The organism is Pseudomonas sp. McL0111 (assembly GCF_052567255.1).
In genome coordinates this window covers 5,014,949-5,035,298 of record NZ_CP199585.1, presented here as the reverse complement: position 1 = coordinate 5,035,298, position 20,350 = coordinate 5,014,949, and the positions used below count along the sequence as shown (strand labels likewise).

18 protein-coding genes are annotated in these 20,350 nt (G+C 60.4%); 11 read left to right on the top strand and 7 right to left on the bottom strand.

The features are described from left to right. From ACTWLJ_RS22780 to ACTWLJ_RS22745, 8 genes are all read left to right on the top strand, one after another. Complete coding sequence (locus ACTWLJ_RS22780; RefSeq protein ID WP_445178546.1) at positions 1-1,416, top strand: Y-family DNA polymerase; 1,416 nt, start codon at positions 1-3, stop codon at positions 1,414-1,416. Further along, positions 1,413-4,490: an error-prone DNA polymerase gene (locus ACTWLJ_RS22775; RefSeq protein ID WP_445178545.1), complete on the top strand. Its 3,078-nt coding sequence runs from the start codon at positions 1,413-1,415 to the stop codon at positions 4,488-4,490. Before ACTWLJ_RS22780 ends, ACTWLJ_RS22775 begins: the two co-directional genes overlap by 4 nt. Positions 4,491-4,754: 264 nt before the next feature. Further along, the gene (locus ACTWLJ_RS22770) at positions 4,755-5,441 is read left to right on the top strand and encodes a CsgG/HfaB family protein (protein ID WP_401209690.1); all 687 of its coding nucleotides are present in this window, start codon (positions 4,755-4,757) and stop codon (positions 5,439-5,441) included. A gap of 28 nt (positions 5,442-5,469) precedes the next feature. Then, on the top strand, positions 5,470-5,838 hold the full coding sequence (locus ACTWLJ_RS22765; protein WP_401209331.1) for a DUF4810 domain-containing protein: 369 nt from the start codon (positions 5,470-5,472) through the stop codon (positions 5,836-5,838). After that, positions 5,835-6,494 (top strand): DUF799 domain-containing protein, encoded by a 660-nt coding sequence (locus tag ACTWLJ_RS22760; protein ID WP_445178544.1) that lies wholly within the window; start codon positions 5,835-5,837, stop codon positions 6,492-6,494. The genes ACTWLJ_RS22765 and ACTWLJ_RS22760 overlap by 4 nt, the downstream gene beginning before the upstream one ends. A gap of 124 nt (positions 6,495-6,618) precedes the next feature. After that, on the top strand, positions 6,619-7,308 hold the full coding sequence (locus tag ACTWLJ_RS22755; RefSeq protein ID WP_445178543.1) for a GntR family transcriptional regulator: 690 nt from the start codon (positions 6,619-6,621) through the stop codon (positions 7,306-7,308). Between the two features lie 133 nt (positions 7,309-7,441). Continuing rightward, positions 7,442-9,553: an ATP-binding protein gene (locus ACTWLJ_RS22750; protein WP_445178542.1), complete on the top strand. Its 2,112-nt coding sequence runs from the start codon at positions 7,442-7,444 to the stop codon at positions 9,551-9,553. A gap of 194 nt (positions 9,554-9,747) precedes the next feature. Continuing rightward, complete coding sequence (locus tag ACTWLJ_RS22745) at positions 9,748-12,381, top strand: excinuclease ABC subunit A (RefSeq protein ID WP_445178541.1); 2,634 nt, start codon at positions 9,748-9,750, stop codon at positions 12,379-12,381. A 184-nt stretch (positions 12,382-12,565) separates the two neighbouring features. Here ACTWLJ_RS22745 and ACTWLJ_RS22740 read toward each other — a convergent pair whose 3' ends face one another. From ACTWLJ_RS22740 to ACTWLJ_RS22715, 6 genes are read right to left on the bottom strand one after another with little or no spacing between them, the layout of a single operon-like run. Then, on the bottom strand, positions 12,566-14,509 hold the full coding sequence (locus ACTWLJ_RS22740; RefSeq protein ID WP_445178540.1) for a response regulator: 1,944 nt from the start codon (positions 14,507-14,509) through the stop codon (positions 12,566-12,568). Further along, entirely contained in the window at positions 14,499-15,374 is an 876-nt protein-coding gene (locus tag ACTWLJ_RS22735) for a sensor histidine kinase (RefSeq protein ID WP_445178539.1), read from the bottom strand. Before ACTWLJ_RS22735 ends, ACTWLJ_RS22740 begins: the two co-directional genes overlap by 11 nt. Beyond that, positions 15,367-16,377, bottom strand: a complete 1,011-nt coding sequence (locus ACTWLJ_RS22730; protein WP_445181404.1) for an ATP-binding protein — start codon at positions 16,375-16,377, stop codon at positions 15,367-15,369. The genes ACTWLJ_RS22735 and ACTWLJ_RS22730 overlap by 8 nt, the downstream gene beginning before the upstream one ends. Beyond that, positions 16,374-16,778: an anti-sigma regulatory factor gene (locus ACTWLJ_RS22725; protein WP_445178538.1), complete on the bottom strand. Its 405-nt coding sequence runs from the start codon at positions 16,776-16,778 to the stop codon at positions 16,374-16,376. The genes ACTWLJ_RS22730 and ACTWLJ_RS22725 overlap by 4 nt, the downstream gene beginning before the upstream one ends. Continuing rightward, on the bottom strand, positions 16,775-17,137 hold the full coding sequence (locus ACTWLJ_RS22720) for an STAS domain-containing protein (RefSeq protein WP_025112567.1): 363 nt from the start codon (positions 17,135-17,137) through the stop codon (positions 16,775-16,777). Before ACTWLJ_RS22720 ends, ACTWLJ_RS22725 begins: the two co-directional genes overlap by 4 nt. Positions 17,138-17,141: 4 nt before the next feature. Next, a complete protein-coding gene (locus ACTWLJ_RS22715) occupies positions 17,142-17,993 on the bottom strand; it encodes an STAS domain-containing protein (protein ID WP_445178537.1) in 852 nt (283 codons plus the stop codon). Positions 17,994-18,246: 253 nt separating this feature from the next. On the opposite strand from ACTWLJ_RS22715, the gene ACTWLJ_RS22710 reads away from it, so the two are divergent. Beyond that, a complete protein-coding gene (locus tag ACTWLJ_RS22710; RefSeq protein WP_445178536.1) occupies positions 18,247-18,525 on the top strand; it encodes a hypothetical protein in 279 nt (92 codons plus the stop codon). Between the two features lie 63 nt (positions 18,526-18,588). On the opposite strand, the gene ACTWLJ_RS22705 is transcribed toward ACTWLJ_RS22710, so the two are convergent. Beyond that, positions 18,589-19,110, bottom strand: a complete 522-nt coding sequence (locus ACTWLJ_RS22705; RefSeq protein ID WP_445178535.1) for a DUF4142 domain-containing protein — start codon at positions 19,108-19,110, stop codon at positions 18,589-18,591. A gap of 205 nt (positions 19,111-19,315) precedes the next feature. Here ACTWLJ_RS22705 and ACTWLJ_RS22700 point away from each other — a divergent pair, with 205 nt between their 5' ends. Next, entirely contained in the window at positions 19,316-19,549 is a 234-nt protein-coding gene (locus ACTWLJ_RS22700) for a DUF465 domain-containing protein (protein WP_445178534.1), read from the top strand. Between the two features lie 109 nt (positions 19,550-19,658). After that, entirely contained in the window at positions 19,659-19,835 is a 177-nt protein-coding gene (locus ACTWLJ_RS22695) for a hypothetical protein (protein ID WP_445178533.1), read from the top strand. The last annotated feature ends 515 nt before the right edge of the window (positions 19,836-20,350 follow it).

Here is a 20,350-nt window from a genome sequence, read left to right as displayed (position 1 = left end):
ATGCGTTGGGTGTGTATTCTGTTCCCGCAATTGGCGCTCGACGCGGTACTGCGTCAGCGTCCTGATCCCGATCAACCCTTGGTGTTGCTCAGTGGCCCGGCCCAGCGTCGGGTGCTGCAAGCGGTCAATCCGGCCGCCCGCGAACTCGGTTTGCGCCCCGGCCAGTCGATGACCGCCGCGCAAGCCTTGAGCAAAGGCTTTGCCACCGCTGATTACGATGTGGCGGAAGTCGAGCACTGGCAGCAGTTTCTCGCGGCATGGGCCTACCGTTTCAGCGCGCAGGTCAGCGTGCATTATCCGCGCACCGTGGTGTTTGAAATCGAGTCCAGCCTCGGGTTGTTCGGTTCCTGGACGCAATTCGAGGCACGCCTGCGCAGCGAACTGACGGAACTGGGTTTTCGTCATCGCATCGTCGCCGCACCGAATCCGGTGGCGGCGCGGGTGCTGGCCAACGCCTATGACGGCTTGGTGGTGCCCGACGTCGAGGCGTTGCAGCATCATCTCGGCCAACTGCCCATCGACCGCATCGGCCTGGAACCACCCGTGGCCACGGCGCTGTCGCGCATGGGCCTGCGCAATCTGAGTCAGGTGCAGAACCTGCCGCGTCAGGCCTTGGCCCGGCGCTTCGAGGCGCAGATGCTCAAACATCTGGATACCCTGTGCGGCACCCGTCCGCTGGCGCTGGCGTTCTATCTGCCGCCGGATCGCTTCGATGTGCGCATCGAACTGAATTTCGACGTGCAATCGCATCAGGCGTTGCTGTTTCCGTTACGACGGTTGACCGGCGATCTCTCGGCGTTCCTTTGCGGACGTGACAGCGGCGTGCAGCGTTTCGATCTGCATCTGGAGCACGCCGGCCTGCCGGACACACTGATCAAGGTCGGTTTGCTCAGCGCCGAGCGCGATCCGGCGATGCTCTTCGAACTGGCCCGTGGGCGGCTGGAGCAGGTGCAGGTCGAGGCGCCGGTACGCGGTTTCCGTTTGCGCGCCGAGGATCTGCCGAGCTTCGTTCCGCAGTATCAGGAGCTGTTCGATGACCGCCCGCAGCAGACTTTGCCGTGGGAGCAGTTACGCGAACGCCTGCGTGCACGCTTGGGCGATGACGCGGTGCAGGGGCTGCGGTTTCAGGCGGATCACCGGCCGGAAAACGCGTGGCAGAACGGCGTCGACAAACAGCGTTGCGCCGGGCTACCGAGTGTCCATCGCCCGGGCTGGTTGCTCGGTGAGCCACATGCCGTGGCCGAAGGTTCGGCGCGTATCCTCATGGGCCCGGAGCGCATCGAATCCGGCTGGTGGGACGGTGACGATGTGCGCCGCGACTATTACCTGATTCAAAACCGCTCCGGCCAGCAGGGCTGGGCTTATCGGGCGGTGGGTGAGGGCGGCCCGTTGTGGTTGCAGGGCTGGTTTGCATGAGCGACGGCTATGCCGAATTGCACTGCCTGTCGAACTTCAGTTTCCAGCGCGGAGCCTCCAGTGCGCTTGAGCTGTTCCAACGGGCAAAAAAGCACGGTTATCAGGCCTTGGCGATCACCGACGAATGCACCCTGGCCGGGATCGTCCGTGCCTGGCAAGCGGCCAGGTCGGTGGAGCTGCCGCTGATTATCGGCAGCGAAATCCGCATCGACAACGGCCCGAAACTGGTGCTGCTGGTGGAGAATCTTGAGGGCTATCAGGCGCTGTGCCGTCTGATCACCCGCGCCCGACGCCGTACGCAGAAAGGTCAGTATCAAGTGCTGCGCGAAGACTTCAGTGAACCGCTGCCCGGTTTGCTGGTGTTGTGGGTGCCGGACTCTGTCGATGATCAGGAGGAGGGCCGCTGGCTGCAACAGACCTTCGGTGAACGCCTGTGGCTGGCGGTGCAACTGCATCGCGGGCAGGACGACACTCGGCGGCTGGCGGCGTTGTTAAGTCTGGCGGCTGAGCTGCAGATTCCCGCCGTCGCCAGCGGTGACGTGCACATGCACGCTCGTGGCCGACGTGCCTTGCAGGACACCATGACCGCGATCCGCCATCACGTCCCGGTGGCTGGGGCCGGGTTGCGTTTGCATCCGAATGGCGAACGGCACTTGCGCAGTCTTGAGGCATTGCGCGAACTGTATCCGCCGAGTTTGCTGCAAGCGTCAGTCGATCTGGCGCGGCGCTGTACCTTCGATCTCGGCCAATTACGTTATCAATATCCGAAAGAACTGGTGCCTGATGGCCACACGGCAAGCTCCTGGCTACGGCAGCTGACGAAACAGGGAATCGCCTGGCGCTGGGAGAAAGGGGCGACGTTCACGGTGCTGCGGCAGATCAACAAGGAACTGAAGCTGATTGCCGAACTCGGCTACGAAAGCTACTTCCTGACGGTGCACGACGTGGTGGATTTCGCCCGCAAGCAAAACATCCTCTGTCAGGGCCGTGGTTCAGCCGCCAACTCGGCGGTGTGTTTTGCCTTGGGTATCACCGAAATCGACCCGGATCGCACCACGCTGCTGTTCGAGCGTTTCATGTCCAAAGAGCGCAACGAGCCGCCGGACATCGATGTGGATTTCGAGCACGAACGCCGTGAAGAAGTCCTGCAATACGTGTTTCGCCGTTATGGTCGGGGCCGCGCCGCATTAACGGCGGTGGTCAGCACGTATCACGCCGCAGGCGCGGTGCGCGACGTGGCCAAAGCCTTGGGCCTGCCGCCGGATCAGATCAATGCACTGGCTGATTGCTGCGGTCACTGGAGCGATGAAACGCCACCGCATGCGCGCCTGCTCGAAGGCGGATTCGACCCGGACAGCGCAATTTTGCGCCGGGTGCTGAGCCTGACCGGGCAACTGATCGGCTTCCCCCGGCATCTGTCGCAGCACCCCGGTGGTTTCGTGATTTCCGAAGAACCACTGGACAGTCTGGTGCCGGTGGAAAACGCGGCGATGGCCGAGCGCACGATCATTCAGTGGGACAAGGACGATCTCGATGCCGTCGGGTTGCTCAAGGTCGATATTCTCGCGCTCGGCATGCTCAGCGCGATCCGCCGCTGCTTCGATCTGCTCAGCCGCCATCGCAATCAGAACCTGACCCTGGCGACGATTCCTGCCGATGACAAACCGACCTACGAGATGATCAGCCGCGCCGACACCATCGGCGTGTTCCAGATCGAGTCGCGGGCACAGATGTCGATGTTGCCGCGCCTGCGCCCGGCAAATTTTTACGATCTGGTCATCGAAGTGGCGATTGTCCGCCCCGGGCCGATTCAGGGCGGCATGGTGCATCCGTACCTGCGCCGTAGAAACAAGGAAGAAGAGGCAACCTATCCCTCGGAAAAACTCAAAGCAGTGCTGGAGCGCACCCTCGGCGTGCCGCTGTTTCAAGAGCAGGTGATGCAGATCGCTATCGTCGCCGCCGATTACAGCCCCGGCGAGGCCGATCAGTTGCGCCGCTCGATGGCCGCGTGGAAACGCCATGGCGGACTGGAACCGCACAAGGAACGACTCGCCGCCGGCATGAAGAAAAACGGCTACACCGCGGAATTCGCCGCGCAGATCTTCGAGCAGATCAAGGGCTTCGGCAGTTACGGTTTCCCCGAATCCCACGCCGCCAGTTTTGCCTTGCTGACCTACGCCAGTTGCTGGCTCAAGTGCCACGAACCGGCGGCGTTCGCTTGTGCGCTGATCAACAGTTGGCCGATGGGTTTTTACAGCCCGGATCAGATTTTGCAGGACGCTCGTCGGCATCAATTGCAGATCCGCGCGGTGGATGTGCGCGCCAGTGACTGGGATTGCAGCCTTGAGCCGATCAGCGGCGCACAACCGGCGATCCGTATGGGCTTGCGGATGATCAAGGGCTTTCGTGAAGACGATGCGCGGCGCATTGAAGCGGCACGTGCTCGTGGGGCGTTTGCCGATGTCGCCGACCTGGGTGAGCGGACGATGCTGGATAGCCGGGCGCAGGCGTTGTTGGCCGACTCCGGAGCATTGCGCGGCTTGGCCGGGCATCGACATCGTGCACGCTGGGAGGTGGCCGGGGTGCAGAAACAGCTTGGGTTGTTTGCCGGATTGCCGAGTCAGGAAGAACCTGACGTGATTCTGCCCAAACCGAGTGTCGGTGAAGATCTGTACGCCGACTACGCCACGGTTGGCACCACGCTGGGGCCGCATCCATTGGCTCTGTTGCGCAGTGAACTCAAGGCCCGGCGTTGCCGCAGCTCTCAGGAATTGCAGGATGTCGAACATGGCAGGCCAGTCAGTATCGCCGGGCTGGTGACCGGTCGGCAGCGTCCGGGCACTGCCAGTGGCGTGACATTCGTGACCCTGGAAGACGAGTTCGGCAACGTCAACGTGGTGGTCTGGCGCGATCTCGCCGAGCGCCAACGGAAGGTGCTGGTCGGCTCGCAATTGCTCAAGGTCGATGGCCGCTGGGAGCGCGTAGGCGAAGTGCGGCATCTGATCGCCGGACGCCTGAGCGACTTGAGCCCGCTGCTCGATGGCGTGCGCGTACAGAGCCGCGATTTCCACTGACGCCACAAATCCCCTGTAGGAGCTGCCGCAGGCTGCGATCTTTTGATCTTGCTCTTAAAGATCGCAGTCTGCGGCAGCTCCTACAAGGGCGGTGCGAGCTAGTGATTGCCATGTGGCGCATGGGAAATGCAAGCCAAATCACTGACGTCAAAAAAATCCTGTCATCAATGATGGCACTTTGGCATAATCCCGCCCCCTTTCCCCGCCCGCCGCAGATTACCGCGTCGGGACACCCTGTTTTTCAATAAGGAATGCACTGTGAGAATGATCTCTCGGATGTTGGTCTCAGGCGTTGCGATTGCCGTACTCGGCACGCTGGCCGGCACTCTCTCCGGATGCGCAACCGAAAGCTCCCGGGCACTGCCGGTAGCCAAGGTTGAAAGCGCCAATCAAGTCTGGACCGGCGTTCGCGTGCCAATGGCCGTGGGCAAGTTCGACAACCGCTCCAGCTACATGCGCGGGATCTTCTCCGATGGCGTTGATCGCCTCGGCGGACAGGCGAAGACCATCCTGATCACTCACTTGCAGCAGACCAACCGGTTCTCCGTGCTGGATCGCGACAACATGGGCGAAATCCAGCAGGAAGCCGCGATCAAGGGCCAGGCCCAGCGCCTCAAAGGTGCCGATTACGTGGTTACCGGTGACGTCACCGAATTTGGCCGCAAAGAGACTGGCGACCATCAGTTGTTCGGCATTCTCGGCCGTGGCAAGACCCAGGTCGCCTACGCCAAGGTCAACCTGAACATCGTCAACATCAGCACTTCGGAAGTGGTGTATTCGACCCAGGGCGCAGGCGAATATGCCTTGTCCAACCGCGAAATCATCGGCTTCGGCGGCACCGCTGCCTACGACTCCACCCTCAACGGCAAAGTACTGGATCTGGCCATGCGCGAGGCGATCAATCGTCTGGTTGATGGCATGAACGCCGGTGCCTGGAAACCGGGCAACTGATCAACGCCCATTGCAAGGAGCAACACTCATGAATTTGTCCCTATCGCGGTCGTTACTGGCCCTGACGCTGGCCGCCAGCGCCTTGCTGGCCGGTTGCAGCAGCCCGAAAACCCTGTACCAGTGGGAAGGCTACGAGCCGCAGGTCTACGAATACTTCAAAGGTGAGACACCGAAGGAAGCCCAGGCTGAAGCACTGGAAGCCGATCTGCAAAAGATCCGCTCCACGGGTAAAAGCGTGCCGCCGGGTTACCACGCACACCTCGGTCTGCTGTACCTGAGCATGGGCAAGGATGACCAGATGGTGCAGCAGTTCCGCACCGAGAAAACCCTGTTCCCCGAGTCCGGCACGTACATGGATTTCCTGCTTAAAAACGCCAAGACCGGAGACGCGAAATGATTCCGCGTTCTTTGAAACTGCTGGCCGGCGCCCTGGCGCTGACCCTGCTCGGTGGCTGCGTCAGCCCCAAGACCGTGGACTATTCGGCTTACAAACAGGCTCGCCCGAAGACCATTCTGGTGCTGCCGCCGCTGAACACTTCACCGGACGTCAAGGCATCGTACAGCCTGTTGTCGCAAGTGACGTTCCCGCTGGCCGAGGCCGGTTACTACGTGCTGCCGATTGCGCTGGCTGACGAGACGTTTCGTCAGAACGGCCTGACCACCCCTGATGATATCCATCAGGCACCGGCCAACAAACTGCATGAAATCTTCGGCGCCGACGCCGCGCTGTACATCACTGTGACTGAGTACGGCACCCGCTACATAGTGATCAGCAGCGAAACAGCAGTGACTGCCACCGCCAAACTGGTCGACCTGAAAACCGGCGCCACGCTGTGGACCGGTTCGGCGCGGGCGTCGAGTGAAGAGGGCAACAACGGCAATGGCGGCGGCCTGATTGGCATGCTGATCACTGCGGCGGTGAAGCAGATCATCAACAGCTCCACCGATGCCGGTCACCCGATTGCCGGAGTGGCGAGCAATCGTCTGTTGTCGGCCGGGCACCCGGCGGGTTTGCTGTACGGGCCACGGTCGCCGAAGTATGGTACCGATTGATCGTTCAGTCAGTGATCTGACTTGTGGCAAGGGAGCTTGCTCCCTCGCCACAAGTTCTATGTCAGTCAGCCTGCATCTTTAAGCAAAAAGCAGATATTCTGCCCGACGCCAAAGGAGCTTTCGAATGACCGAGAAGAAACTGGAAACCACGGTCGACCGCGTCTACCAAGGGGTTTACGCGGCGATCAGCAAGCGTTCGTTGCGTCCCGGAATGAAGCTGGGCGAGGCATCGCTGGCAGAGTTATTCAATGTCAGCCGCACCTCGGTGCGTGCCGCGCTCAAGCAACTGGAGGCCGATGGACTGGTCACCACCGAGCCGAATAAAGGCGCGTCGGTGTCGCTGCCGAGCGACGAAGAGATTCGCTCGCTGTTCGAAACCCGTCGTCTGATCGAGATTGGCATCGTCACCGAACTGTGTCGGCGCAAGGACAGGCTGGCGATGCAGGATCTGCGCGATCATCTGTTGCTGGAAGATGAGGCGCACAAGTCGGGCGATCACGAACGGCTGATTTATCTGCTGGGCGAGTTCCATCTCAAACTGGCGCGCAGCCTGAATAACCCGGTGTTGCTCGACTGGTTCCAGAAGCTGATCTCCCGCGCCTCGCTGTACGCTGCAGCGCTGGATGACGACAGCCACGAAGTTTGCCGTGATGACGAACACCTGCGGCTGATCGAGTACATCGAAGCCGGCAATCAGAGCGCCGCCATCGAGTTGACCTGCATGCACCTCAACGGCATCGAGAAGGCGATTCTCGATGTCGCCGCGAAGATGAAGACCGGCTACCATCCGCTCAAACACCTGATCTCGCTCTGACCCTCGAACGAGGGTGAAATCGGCTATACCTCTTATGAAACCATTGACGCTGAAGATGCTCGAAACAGACGGGCGCAGCGTCAATGGGCGAAGCGGTTGATCGGTCACACAACACAGGAAACCGGGTCAGTCGATGCAGTTCTTATCCGATAGCCATGGCTGTAACGGCTGGCAAGGCGAGATGGCCGGACGCATTTGTGCGTTCGACTGGAGCGACACCGAGCTGGGGCCGTTGCAGAACTGGCAGGCCAGTCTGTGCGGCACCGTGCAACTGATGCTCGCATCGCCGTTGCCGATGGTCATGCTCTGGGGCCGCTCCGGGTACATGATCTATAACGACGCCTATTCGATATTTGCCGGTGGCCGTCATCCGTATCTGCTGGGTGCGCCGGTCGAACTGGGCTGGCCGGAAGTCGCCGAATTCAACCGGCACGTAGTTGATACCTGTCTGGCTGGCGGCACCTTGTCCTTCCGCAACAAAGAACTGGTGCTGCTGCGCGACGGCGTTCCCGAAGATGTCTGGATGGATCTTTATTACAGTCCGGTGGCCAATGACGCCGGAGTGCCGTCCGGCGTGTTGGCGATGGTGGTGGAAACCACCGAGCTGGTGACCTCCGAACGGCTGCGCCAGAACGCCGAAACCGCCTTTCGCGCCGACAATGAACGGGTACGTCTGGCGTTGAATGCCGGCGCGTTGCTCGGCTCGTTTGTCTGGGATGTGAAGAACAACGTGTTGTCGGCCGATGAGCGCTTCGCCCGCACGTTCTCCTATCCGCCGGGCCAGGACCTGAGCAATCTGCCGCAGGACGTCACGGAGGCAAAGATCCATGCGGATGACCTGGCTTGGGTGCAGGAGCGGGTCAACCATGCGGTGCAAAGCGGCGAGCCGTATAACGCGGAATACCGCGTGCTGCGCCCCGACGGCAGTTATCTGTGGGTGCTGGCCAGCGGCGGTTGCGAGTTCAATGAGCAGGGCGAAGCGTTTCGTTTCCCCGGGGTGTTGATCGACATTCACGAACGCAAGAACGCCGAAGAATCACTGCTCAAATTCACCCGCAACCTCGAACAACGGGTGGCCGATGAGGTAGAAGCGCGGCTGGCGGCCGAAGAACAATTGCGTCAGTCACAGAAGCTCGAAGCCATCGGCGGACTCACGGGTGGCGTGGCTCATGACTTCAATAACCTGTTGCAGGTGATCGCCGGCAACCTGCATTTGCTGGCCCGCCACGAACGCGATAACGCCAACGTGCAGCGCCGGGTCAGCGCCTCGCTGGCAGCGGTCGAGCGCGGTGCCAAGTTATCTTCGCAATTGCTTGCGTTTGCCCGCCGCCAACCGCTGTCGCCGGCAGTCTGCGATCCGCAGCAAATCTTCGACGGTGTCGGTGAGTTGTTGCAGCGGGCGCTGGGTGAAACCATTTTGATCGACGTCCAGCTGCCGCATGATCCGTGGCACATCTACGTCGATCGCAATCAACTGGAAAACGCCATCCTCAACCTCGCGATCAATGCGCGGGATGCCATGCAGGGCGAGGGCACTATTGTGCTCAGTGCGGCGAATACCCGTCTCGACCGCGAATTTTGTGCCGGTAAAGGCATTGTCCCCGGCGAGTTCGTGCGGGTGGCGGTGAGCGACAGTGGTGCGGGTATCCCGCCGCAAGTGCTGGAGCAAGTGTTCGAGCCGTTTTTCACCACCAAGGCTGACGGGCAGGGCACCGGGCTCGGTTTGAGCATGGTCTTCGGTTTCGTCAAACAAAGTGGCGGCCATGTCGAGATCGACAGTCAGGTCGGCGTCGGGACGCAAGTGAAGCTGTATTTCCCGCGCAGTCTGCGACCGGTTAGCGAAGAGGCTCCGAGCCTCGACAGGCAGCAGGGCGGCGGTCATGAACGGGTTCTGGTGGTCGAGGACAACGACGCGGTGCGCGCCTCGGCGGTCGAGTTGCTCAGTGAAGAGGGTTACCGCGTGCTGACGGCCAGCAACGGCGACATCGCCATGAAGATGCTGCTGGAAGGTAGTGAAGTGGACCTGATCTTTACCGATGTGGTCATGCCGGGGCTGATCAAGAGTTCCGATCTGGCGGCCTGGGCCAAGGTGCAGACACCGCCAGTGCCGGTGCTGTTCACCTCGGGCCACACCCGCGACATCATCTCGCGCAATCATCAGCTCAGCCCGGATACGCATCTGCTGGGCAAGCCTTATGGCCCTGAGGCGTTGTTGCAGATGATTCGGTCGGTGCTGAGTGCTTGACCTCTAAAGGTGAGCACAGTTTTTGTGGCCAGATAAATTACTTGTGGCGAGGGGATTTATCCCCGTTGGAGGGCGCAGCACTCCCTGCATTTTTCAGCTAGACCGCATCCTCAGGTCTTGCGACTGCTGCGCAGCCGAACGGGGATAAATCCCTTCGCCACAGAGAGTATCCATCCTTCAGACAAGGCATCCCGATGACTGCAAAACGTACCTCCCAGGCACCCACCGGCATGGTCCGGGTGCGTGGCGCCCGTGAGCACAATCTGAAGAACGTCGACGTCGATATCCCTCGCGATGCGCTGGTGGTGTTTACCGGCGTGTCCGGCTCAGGTAAGTCATCGCTGGCATTTTCGACCCTGTACGCCGAGGCGCAACGCCGTTATTTCGAATCGGTGGCGCCCTATGCGCGGCGGCTGATCGATCAGGTCGGTGTGCCGGATGTCGATTCCATCGAAGGTCTACCACCCGCCGTCGCCCTGCAACAGCAGCGCGGCACGCCGAGCACTCGGTCATCGGTCGGCAGTGTGACGACCTTGTCGAGCCTGATCCGCATGCTTTATTCCCGCGCCGGCAGTTATCCACCGGGACAACCGATGCTGTATGCCGAGGACTTTTCGCCGAACACCCCGCAGGGTGCTTGCCCTGAATGTCATGGCCTTGGCCGGGTTTACGAAGTGACCGAAGCGCTGATGGTGCCGGACCCGAACCTGACCATCCGCCAGCGTGCCGTGGCCTCCTGGCCGCTGGCGTGGCAGGGGCAGAACCTGCGCGACATCCTCGTGACCATGGGCATCGACGTCGATATTCCGTGGCGCAAGCTGCCGAAAAAGCAGCGTGACTGGATTCTGTTCACCGAAGAGTCGCCAACCGTGCCGGTCTACGCCGGGCTGACCCCGGAAGAAACCCGTGTCGCCCTCGAACGCAAAATGGAACCGAGCTATCAAGGCACGTTTACCGGGGCCCGACGTTACATCCTGCACACCTTCACTCACTCGCAAAGTGCGCTGATGAAAAAGCGTGTTTCGCAGTTCATGCTCGGCAGCCCTTGCCCGTTGTGTGACGGCAAACGGCTGAAGCGCGAAGCGTTGTCGGTGACCTTCGCCGGTTACGACATTGGTGAACTGTCGCAGATGCCGCTGTTGCAAGTGGCCGAGGTGTTGAAACCGGTGGCGGCTGCCAGTTATCTGCAGCAGATCGAAGAGAGCGGCGAAACCCTCAGCCATGCGCAAACCCGCGAGGCCCGTGAGCAGCGAGTGGCTCACGGTGCCAGTGGCCACAGCAGCGCGCCGGACGTGCGGCACACGCCGAACCTGTCGCTGGAAAAACGCCTGGCGGCGCAACGCATTGCCGAGGACTTGCTGGAGAGGGTCAGTACCCTGACTGATCTGGGCCTGGGTTACCTGGCGCTGGAACGCAGCACGCCGACCTTGTCTTCCGGTGAGCTGCAACGCCTGCGGCTGGCGACGCAACTGGGCTCGCAACTGTTCGGAGTGATCTATGTACTTGATGAGCCTTCCGCAGGCTTGCATCCCGCCGATGGCGAGGCGCTGTTTGAAGCCTTGCAGCGGCTGAAAACCGACGGCAACACGCTGTTTGTGGTCGAACATGATCTGGAAACCATGCGCCGCGCCGACTGGTTGATCGACGTCGGCCCGGCGGCGGGCGAGCAGGGTGGGCAAGTTTTGTACAGCGGCCCGCCTGCGGGGCTGGCCGGTATTGAGCAATCGCAGACCCGAGCCTATCTGTTCGGCGAATCTCTGCGCCAAACCCGCGTTGCGCGCAAACCTTCGGGCTGGCTGAAACTGGCGGGGATCAGTCGCAATAATCTGCACAACCTCAGCGCCGAGTTTCCCTTGGGCTGTTTTACCTCGGTCACCGGAGTTTCCGGTTCGGGCAAATCAAGTCTGGTCAGTCAGGCGTTGCTGGAACTGGTGGGTGCACAATTGGGGCGGCCGACGGTTGAGCCCGAGCGGGAGGAACTCAGTCTGGAGGATGACGCGCCGCAGGCCAGTACCGGTCAGGTTGTCGCTGGGCTGGAATCGATCAAGCGTCTGGTGCAGGTCGATCAGAAACCGATTGGCCGAACGCCACGCTCGAATTTGGCGACCTACACCGGGTTGTTCGACGACGTGCGCAAGTTGTTCGCTGCCACACCCGAGGCGCGAGCGGCGGGGTACGACGCCGGGCAGTTTTCCTTCAACGTTGCCAAGGGCCGTTGCCCGACATGCGAAGGCGAAGGTTTTGTCAGCGTTGAATTGCTGTTCATGCCCAGCGTGTACGCGCCGTGCCCGACCTGTCATGGCGCACGGTATAACCCGCAGACGCTGGCGATTCGCTGGGAGGGTTTGAGCATTGCCGAGGTGCTGCAACTGACGGTTGATCAAGCGGTGGAGGTGTTTGCCGGGCAGCCGGGGATCCGTCGTTCGCTGGAGGTGCTGCGCGATATCGGTCTGGGTTATCTGCGCCTTGGCCAACCGGCCACCGAGCTGTCGGGTGGTGAGGCGCAGCGGATCAAACTGGCGACCGAGTTGCAGCGCAATCAGCGTGGCGCCACTTTGTATGTGCTGGATGAACCGACTACCGGGCTGCATCCACGGGATGTCGATCGGTTGCTGGAGCAACTGGATATGCTGGTCACGGCGGGGCATACGGTGATCGTCGTCGAGCATGAAATGCGCGTGGTGGCGCAGAGTGACTGGGTGATTGATCTCGGCCCGGGGGCGGGTGATCAGGGGGGCAAGATTGTCGCAGCGGGCACACCGCAGAAAGTCGCCGCGAGCAAGAAGAGCCGGACGGCGCCGTTTCTGGCCCGGGCCTTGAGCCGATAACGGCGGCGTCTAAACGGGCCTCTTCGCTGGCAAGCCAGCTCCCACAGTGTTTTGCGTCGTTCACAGATGATGTGTACACCCATGAACCTGTGGGAGCTGGCCTGCCAGCGATGGGGCCATCAGCCATAGACCATTGCTGTCTGATCAACTGCCATCGCGAGCAGGCTCACTCCTACAGGGGATCTCAGGCGCCGTCGAGGGTGCGGCGGACTTTGTCGAGCAGTTCGTTGATCTGGAACGGTTTGATCAGCATGTCCATGCCGGTGCCGAGAAACACCTGCCGATTGATCGCGGTTTCGGCGTAGCCGGTCATGAACAGGATCGGCAGGCTTTCACGCCAGCCCCGTGCGACATCCGCCAACTCCCGACCGCTCATGCGCGGCAGACCGACATCGGTCAGCAGCAGATTGATCGACGGATCATTCTGCAAACGCTCCAGCGCCGTTTCGATGTCGCCCGCCTGGGTGCAGCGATAACCGGCATCTTCCAATACTTCGGTGACAAACATCCGCACTGAAGGCGTGTCCTCGACAATCAGCACATGCTCGCCAGCCCCCTGGGAATCGACAGCCGACGGGGCGACATCGGCACCGGTCGGGTCGCTGGTGGCCGGCAGCATGATCGTCACTTCAGTACCGCGCCGGGCCACGCTGCGGATGTGCGCATCGCCGCCGGACTGGCGGGCGAAACCATAGATGGTCGACAGCCCCAGCCCGGTGCCCTGGCCCAACGGCTTGGTAGTGAAGAACGGATCAAACACCTTGTCTATCACGTTGTGCTCGATACCAGTGCCGTCATCGCGTACCGATAACGCCACATAAGCACCATCAGCCAGATTCGGATCGCCATGGGAGTACGCCGCGTACGTGTTGACCCAGATATTGCCCCCCAGCGGCAGTGCATCACGGGCATTGATCACCAGATTCAGCATCGCGCTTTCCAGCTGAATCGGATCGACCAGCGCAATCGCCGGTTTATTCGTCAGCTCCAGCTTGAGGGCGATGCGTTCACCAATGGTCCGCACCAGCAGTTCCTCCAGCGAGCGCACATGCTCGTTGATGTCCACCGGTCGCGTATCCAATGGTTGCTGCCGGGCGAAGGCGAGCAGGCGATGAGTGAGGGAGGCGGCGCTCATCGCCGAGTTCAATGCAGCTTCGGCGTAGAACTGCACCTTGTCGAGACGTGCGTCGGCCACGCGTTTCTGGATCAGCTCGAGGCTGGTGATAATACCGGTCAGTAAATTATTGAAGTCGTGAGCGATGCCGCCAGTGAGCTTGCCCAGTGCATCCATTTTCTGCACTTGCAGCAGCTGTGATTCAGCGCGCACGCGTTCGGCGACTTCCTTGGCCAGTTGTGTGGTGGTGTCATCCAGCCGTGCCAGGTGGGAGCGCTCGCGGTGGCGGTGTTCAGTGACGTCTTCGACAAACACCAGGCTCAGTTGCGGCGTGCGATAGGGTGAAATCTGCCACTCGGTTTCGCGAGTTTGCCCCTGCACACGCATATTCAGCGTGCCTTTCCAGCGCTCGCCATCGACCAGCCGCAGGCGCAGCTCATTGAGGATTGCGCCCTGGCCCGCTTCGAAGCACTGGTCAAGCGTCTCGGGATCGAGATTGTCTTCGATCAGTTGCGCAAAAGCATGGTTGCACTCATGGACCTTGAGGTTCGCGTCAAGCACCGCAATCGGCGCCGAGACATTGATGAAAATCTCGCGAAAGCGTGCCTCACTTTCACGCAGTGCGTTCTCGGTGTCGCGTACCCGCAACAGAGTACGCAGGGTCGCCAGCAACACGTCCGGATCGACCGGATGAATCAGGTAGGCATCGGCCCCGGCATCCAGGCCGGTGATGATGTCGCCGGTCTGGATCGAGGCCGCCGAGACATGGATTATCGGCAACAACGCGGTGTGCAGATCGGCGCGCAGAATGCGCACGATATCGAAACCGCTCATGTCCGGCAGATTGACATCGAGGATCAGCGCATCGAGCGCTTCGCTGTCGATCAATGCCAGGCCTTCAGTGCCGGTGCCGGCCTCCAGCACTTCGTAGCCGTGACGTTCCAGCCGCCGGCGCAAGGCGTAGCGGGTGGCGACGTTGTCGTCGACGATCAGCAGGCGCATGTCACGTTTCATCGACGTTCTCCAGAGCAATCGCCAGCGGAATGATCACGAAGAAGGTAGACCCGGTTCCCGGGGTGCTCTGTACACCCACCTCACCACCCAGCAGGGCCGCGAAACGTTTACACAGTGACAGACCGAGGCCGGTGCCGCGCAGACGTTTTTGCAGCGGCGAATCGACCTGGGAAAAGTCCTCGAACAAGGCTCCGTGCAACTCCGGGGCGATACCGATGCCGGTGTCACTGACCGCGAAGCGCACTCTGTCCAGACCTTCGAGCTGGGCCGAAACCCGCACTTCGCCACGGGTGGTGAACTTCAGCGAGTTGGAAATGAAATTGCGCAGGATCTGCCCGAGTTTCTTGTCGTCGGTGAACAGGCGCGGCAGACCGGCCGGTTCCTCGAAAATCAGATCCACGGCGGTCGCATCGACGATTGGCCGGAACATCCCGCGCAAGGCGGAAAACAGGTCGAACATGTCGAACCAGGCCGGGGAAATAGTGATACGCCCGGCCTCGATCTTCGCCAGATCAAGCAGGTCATCGACCATGTCGCTGAGTTCGCGGGCGGCGCTGCTGACGAACGCCACTTGTTTGTGTTGCTCGGGGCTGAGGGGGCCGTCGAGCTCATCGGCCAGCAGGCTGTTGATGCTGAGGATCGAGCCCAGCGGCGTGCGGAACTCGTGACTCATGTACGACAGAAAGCGGCTTTTCAGATCCGAGGCCTGACGCAACTGGTCGGCCTGGGTGTCGAGTTCGGCGTACAGCGCGAGCACGCCCTGATTGGTTTCATCAAGTTCTTCGCGCAGGGCGGCGGTCTCGCTCTGCAACTGCGCAATGAGCGCGGCCTGCTCGGCATTGCTCAAGGTTGGCGACTCAGCCATGGGCGGCCTCCAGGGCAACGACCAGCACCGTTACATCGTCGCGCCCGCGACAGAAGTCGCGGTGCAGGACGGTGGCTATCACGGCCGGATGACGGTGCACCAGGCCGGGATAGTCTTGAAGATTCCAACGGGATTGCAGGCCGTCGCTGTACATGATCAATAAATGTCCGTTTACGTGAGCATAGTCAAAGGGCTGGGCTTTCCGGTACTGCACGCCGACGATGCCCGGGTGCGAGGCCAGACCACGGGACTTGTCCGCTGCGATCAGGCTCGCCCCGATGTTGCCGACGCCAGTAAACGTCAGGCTGCCGCGCCCGGCGTCGAACTGGGCAATCGCTGCCGCGCCACCACGGGTGCCGATCATATCCCGGTGCATGTCATCCATCAGCATCACCGGGGTGGTGAACGGTGCCAGGGCGAACGGACGTTCTCCAGCCCTGGCCGCGCGTTCAGCTTCCTCGCCATGGCCGAGTCCGTCGATCACCAGCGCGCTGACATTGTTGTCGTTGAACGCCAGATGCCAGACATCGCCGCACGCCGGGTCGTCGTGCAGCGAGTGCTGACTGACACCGTAACGCAGATCCGGCTGGCGGTCGGTGCGCGGATACACCCGCGCCAGCAACACCGCGCCACGGGCATCGGCATACACGTCGAACAGATCTGTCTGCCGCGCCACTGCGCCGAGGCCGATGCCCTGGGTGCCGCCCGTGGAGAAACCGTCCGCCAGACAGGCATCCAGATCAAAACCCTGAGCGCGATCAACCGCGAGCATTTCAATGCCGAAGCCGTTGGCACGGGGCAGGGCGCGCAGGTGCAACTCACCGCGACTGGCATGCTTGAGCACATTGCTTGCCAGTTCGGTGGCCACCAGAGCTACGCGCCCGGCGTCGGTTTCATCAAAACCGTGCTGCTCGGCGAGCTTCTGGGCCGTACGCCGGGCATAACCGATCTGGCTGCTGTCTTCAACCAGCAGCACCTGGGTCATCGACCCACCGATATTCATGTCCATCGGGTGATCGTGATACGGGTGCCCTTACCGGGCTCGGTGTCCAGTTCGAATTCATCGACCAGCCGTTTGGCGCCGGTCAGGCCGAGGCCCAAACCGCTGCCCGAGGTCCAGCCATCGGTCATCGCCAGTTTGATATCGGGAATGCCCGGCCCCTCGTCGCGGAAGGTCAGGCGCAGACCGACCTTGCCGCTTTCATCGAGGATCTGCCAGTCCATGTCGCCGCCACCGCCATAGACCATGGTGTTGCGCGCCAGCTCGCTGACGGCCGTCACCAGCTTGGTCAGGTCAATCAGGCGCATGCCGCACTCGGTGGACAGTTTGCGCGCGGTCTGGCGCGCCAGCACCACGTCCTGCTCAATGTGAATCACTTGAGTACCACTGCTGCGCACGGTCATTGCTGGCGTACTCGTTCCTGCAGCAGTTTCATCCCGCGCTCGACGTTGAGCGCGGTGCTGACGCCGGGCAGGGTCAGGCCGAGTTCGACCAGCGTGATCGCCACCGCCGGCTGCATGCCGACCAGCATGGTTTCGGCGTCCATGATTTTCGACAGGCCGGAAATGGTGCCGATCATCCGCCCGATGAACGAATCGACCATGTCCAGCGCCGAGATGTCGATCAACACCCCGCGCGCCGAGGTTTTGCTGATGCGTTCGGACAAATCATCCTGCAGGGTCAGGGCGAGTTGGTCATGCATGTCGACCTGAATGGTGACGAGCAGGAAGTCGCCCATTTGCAATATAGGAATGCGTTCCATCGGCTTAAACCGGTTTGCCGAGGCTGATGCCCAGGCGCGTCAGGGCGAGTTTCAGCGCATCGGCCAGATTGGCCTTGGTCACCACGCCTTGCAGATCGAGGCCCAGATGCACGATTGTCTGGGCGATCTGCGGACGTACGCCGCTGATGATGCAGTCGGCGCCCATCAGGCGGATTGCGGTCACGGTTTTCAGCAAATGCTGAGCCACCAGGGTGTCGACGGTCGGCACGCCGGTAATGTCGATGATGGCGATTTCCGAACCGGTATCGACGATGCGTTGCAGCAGCGATTCCATCACCACTTGCGTGCGTTGCGAATCGAGGGTGCCGATCATCGGCAGCGCCAGTACGCCGTCCCACAGCTTGACCACCGGGGTCGAGAGTTCGAGCAGTTCTTCTTGCTGGCGTTTGATCACCGCTTCACGGGATTTCTGAAACGTACGGATGGTGTGCAGGCCGAACGCGTCGAGCAGTTCGGAGATTTCCCAGAGTTGTTCGGCGAGCTGCGCCGGTTGTTCTTTGTAATGACTTTGCAGCAGGGTAAAGAGCGGGCCTTTCAGGGCAAAAATGAAGCTGGCGGTCTGTTGCGAGTCCTGACCGAGCAGGGCGCGGCTGTGTGAGAGTTTTTCGAGGAACTGACGAGTTGCATCCCAACCCGACGCGGCTACATTGGTGCCGTTGTCGTTTTCCAGGCCAGTGACCACCAGTTGCAGAAACTCGGTAGTTTCCTTGTGGATGTCCTGTTCCTTGAGATTGCGGGTGGCACCACTGGCTTCAAGTCCTTTGATCCAGTCGCCCAGCAGCTGTGCTTGTTGTTTTTTCATCGCATCGAGTGTGCTGTTCTGCAGTGCTGCCATGTGCCTGTTGCTCCTTAACGAATGGGGGGCCGATTTTGTAAAAAATGACCGGCGCAATGTCAGTGACATTTGCCGTTCAAAATAGTTGTTCGTACCGGCGAGGATATTTTTGATCTGACGCAAGAAACGTCTCGCTAACTCTAGTCGGCGTGGCTGCAAGCTGCGAAGTTTTGAACGTTTGCCCGGTAGCAGGCTTCGAAACTACAAGGCTCGACGGATTCAGGTCGTGCTGGCTTAGACCAACGAGGTGGCTATGAACGAGCAATCGCCGCAACAGCAGAACCAGGCTGGAGAACCGATCAACCGCAACGATCCTGCGATTGATCCGCAAATCCCGGGACAGCCTGCGCCCACGCAGCCCGCACAAAAGCAGGGTGATACCGACCAGGCCCAAAGCGCCGACCCGGCGGTGGATCAGAAGAACAAGAATACGGATAACGACAATGAGTTCAGCCCAGGCTTCGAACCTGATCCGGACCGAGCGAAACCGGGTGAAGAGACCGATGCCGATATTGATACCGATGGCGGTTAAAGCGCGCTGAAACGACAAGAGGCCGCATTCATTGAATGCGGCCTCTTTGTTTGCAACGAGGGTTTATTTGCTCGGATGTTTGGCTTGCAGTTCTTTTGCACCGGCAAGGTGTTTTTCCAGCGCCGGGAGCATTTTCTGGGCGAAGGCTTTCAGCTCCGTCGCGCCTTTGGTTTTGTCATCGGTCACGGTATTGGCTTCTTTCTTGAACAGTTCAATGGTCTCTTCGTGCGCCTTCACCTGATTGTTGGCATAGGCCGCATCGAAGGATTCATCGCGCATGTCGAGGATCTTTTCCTTGGCCTGTTTGACCAGGGTGGTGGTGTCCGGAACCTTGATGTCATTGGCCTTGGCAATCGTGGCCAGTTCATCGTTGGCCTTGCCGTGGTCGGTGATCATCATGTTGGCGAACTCTTTGATGTCGGCCGAGGAGCTCTTCTCCAGCGCGAGGCGACTGGTTTCGATTTCGGCAATGCCACCGGCGGCAGCGTTATCGACAAAGTTGTTCGAAGTCGCGGCAAAAGCGCTGCCCATACCGCTACTCAAAACGACAGCCAGAGCGAGGTGACGCAGTTTGAATCCGTCCATTAGCGTATCTCCACACAGGTTTTTGTGATCGTTATGCAATGGAGGCAGCGCGGCGAAAAAAGGTTTTATCGCATTTGCGACAGGGCGACGAACGGCCACCGCTGGTCTGACAGGTGGTCGACAGAACCGTCCGACCAAGGCCATTCTGATAACTGGCTGACGCAATCAGTCGCGTTGGCTGCCGATCAACTGACGGAGGTGTTCCATGCCGGTTTCCCATGACCTGTATCAGGACTTGAGCTGCACGAAGGAAGAGATCCAGCAAAAACGCTCCAAGGACCCACTACTGGATTCACTGCTTACCAAGTATTCCCAGGCTGACGCTGAAGTGGTCGATGCGGAAAACGCGAAATCAGACGATGACCTCGTGCGAAAACTCAAGGAGAAACGCTTGCTGGTCAAGGACAAGATCGTCAGGCAGTTGGAGTCTCCAGCCTGACCGACGACTGATCCGCCGACCATCGGTGGCGGATTGACTGGAACGACGCGCACGACCGGCACCTCGAATGTTCAGAGTCCGAATTCATCGACTCCTTGCGAGGTGCCTCATGAACACAGACAAACCCAAATTCCCCAGTGAACAGCAGGGCGCATTCGACCCGGTGCCGACCCATCCTGAGCCCAATAGCCCGGCGCATACCGCCGAGCATCCCGAAGAAGATCCCGAGCTGGATGATTTGCCGAAAGACGAAGATCCGGACAAGTTCGATATATCTGGCAACTGAACCAATGTCATCGCTAGCAGGCTAGCTCCCACAGTGGATTGCATTCCAAATATGGAGCAGGCTCTCTGGGGGAATTGCATTCCAAATATGGAGCCGGCTCTCTGGGGGAATTGCATTCCAAATATGGAGCCGGCTCTCTGGGGATTGCATTCCAAGTATGGAGCAGGCTCTCTGGGGATTCATTCCAAGTATGGAGCAGGCTCTCTGGGGATTGCATTCCAAGTATGGAGCAGGCTCTCTGGGGATTGCATTCCAAATATGGAGCAAGCTCTCTGGGGATTGCATTCCAAATATGGAGCCGGCTCTCTGGGGATTGCATTCCAAGTATGGAGCCGGCTCTCTGGGGGAATTGCATTCCAAATATGGAGCCGGCTCTCTGGGGGAATTGCATTCCAAATATGGAGCCGGCTCTCTGGGGGAATTGCATTCCAAATATGGAGCCGGCTCTCTGGGGATAATGCATTCCAAATGTGGAGCAGGCTCTCTGGGGATAATGCATTCCAACTGTGGGAGCT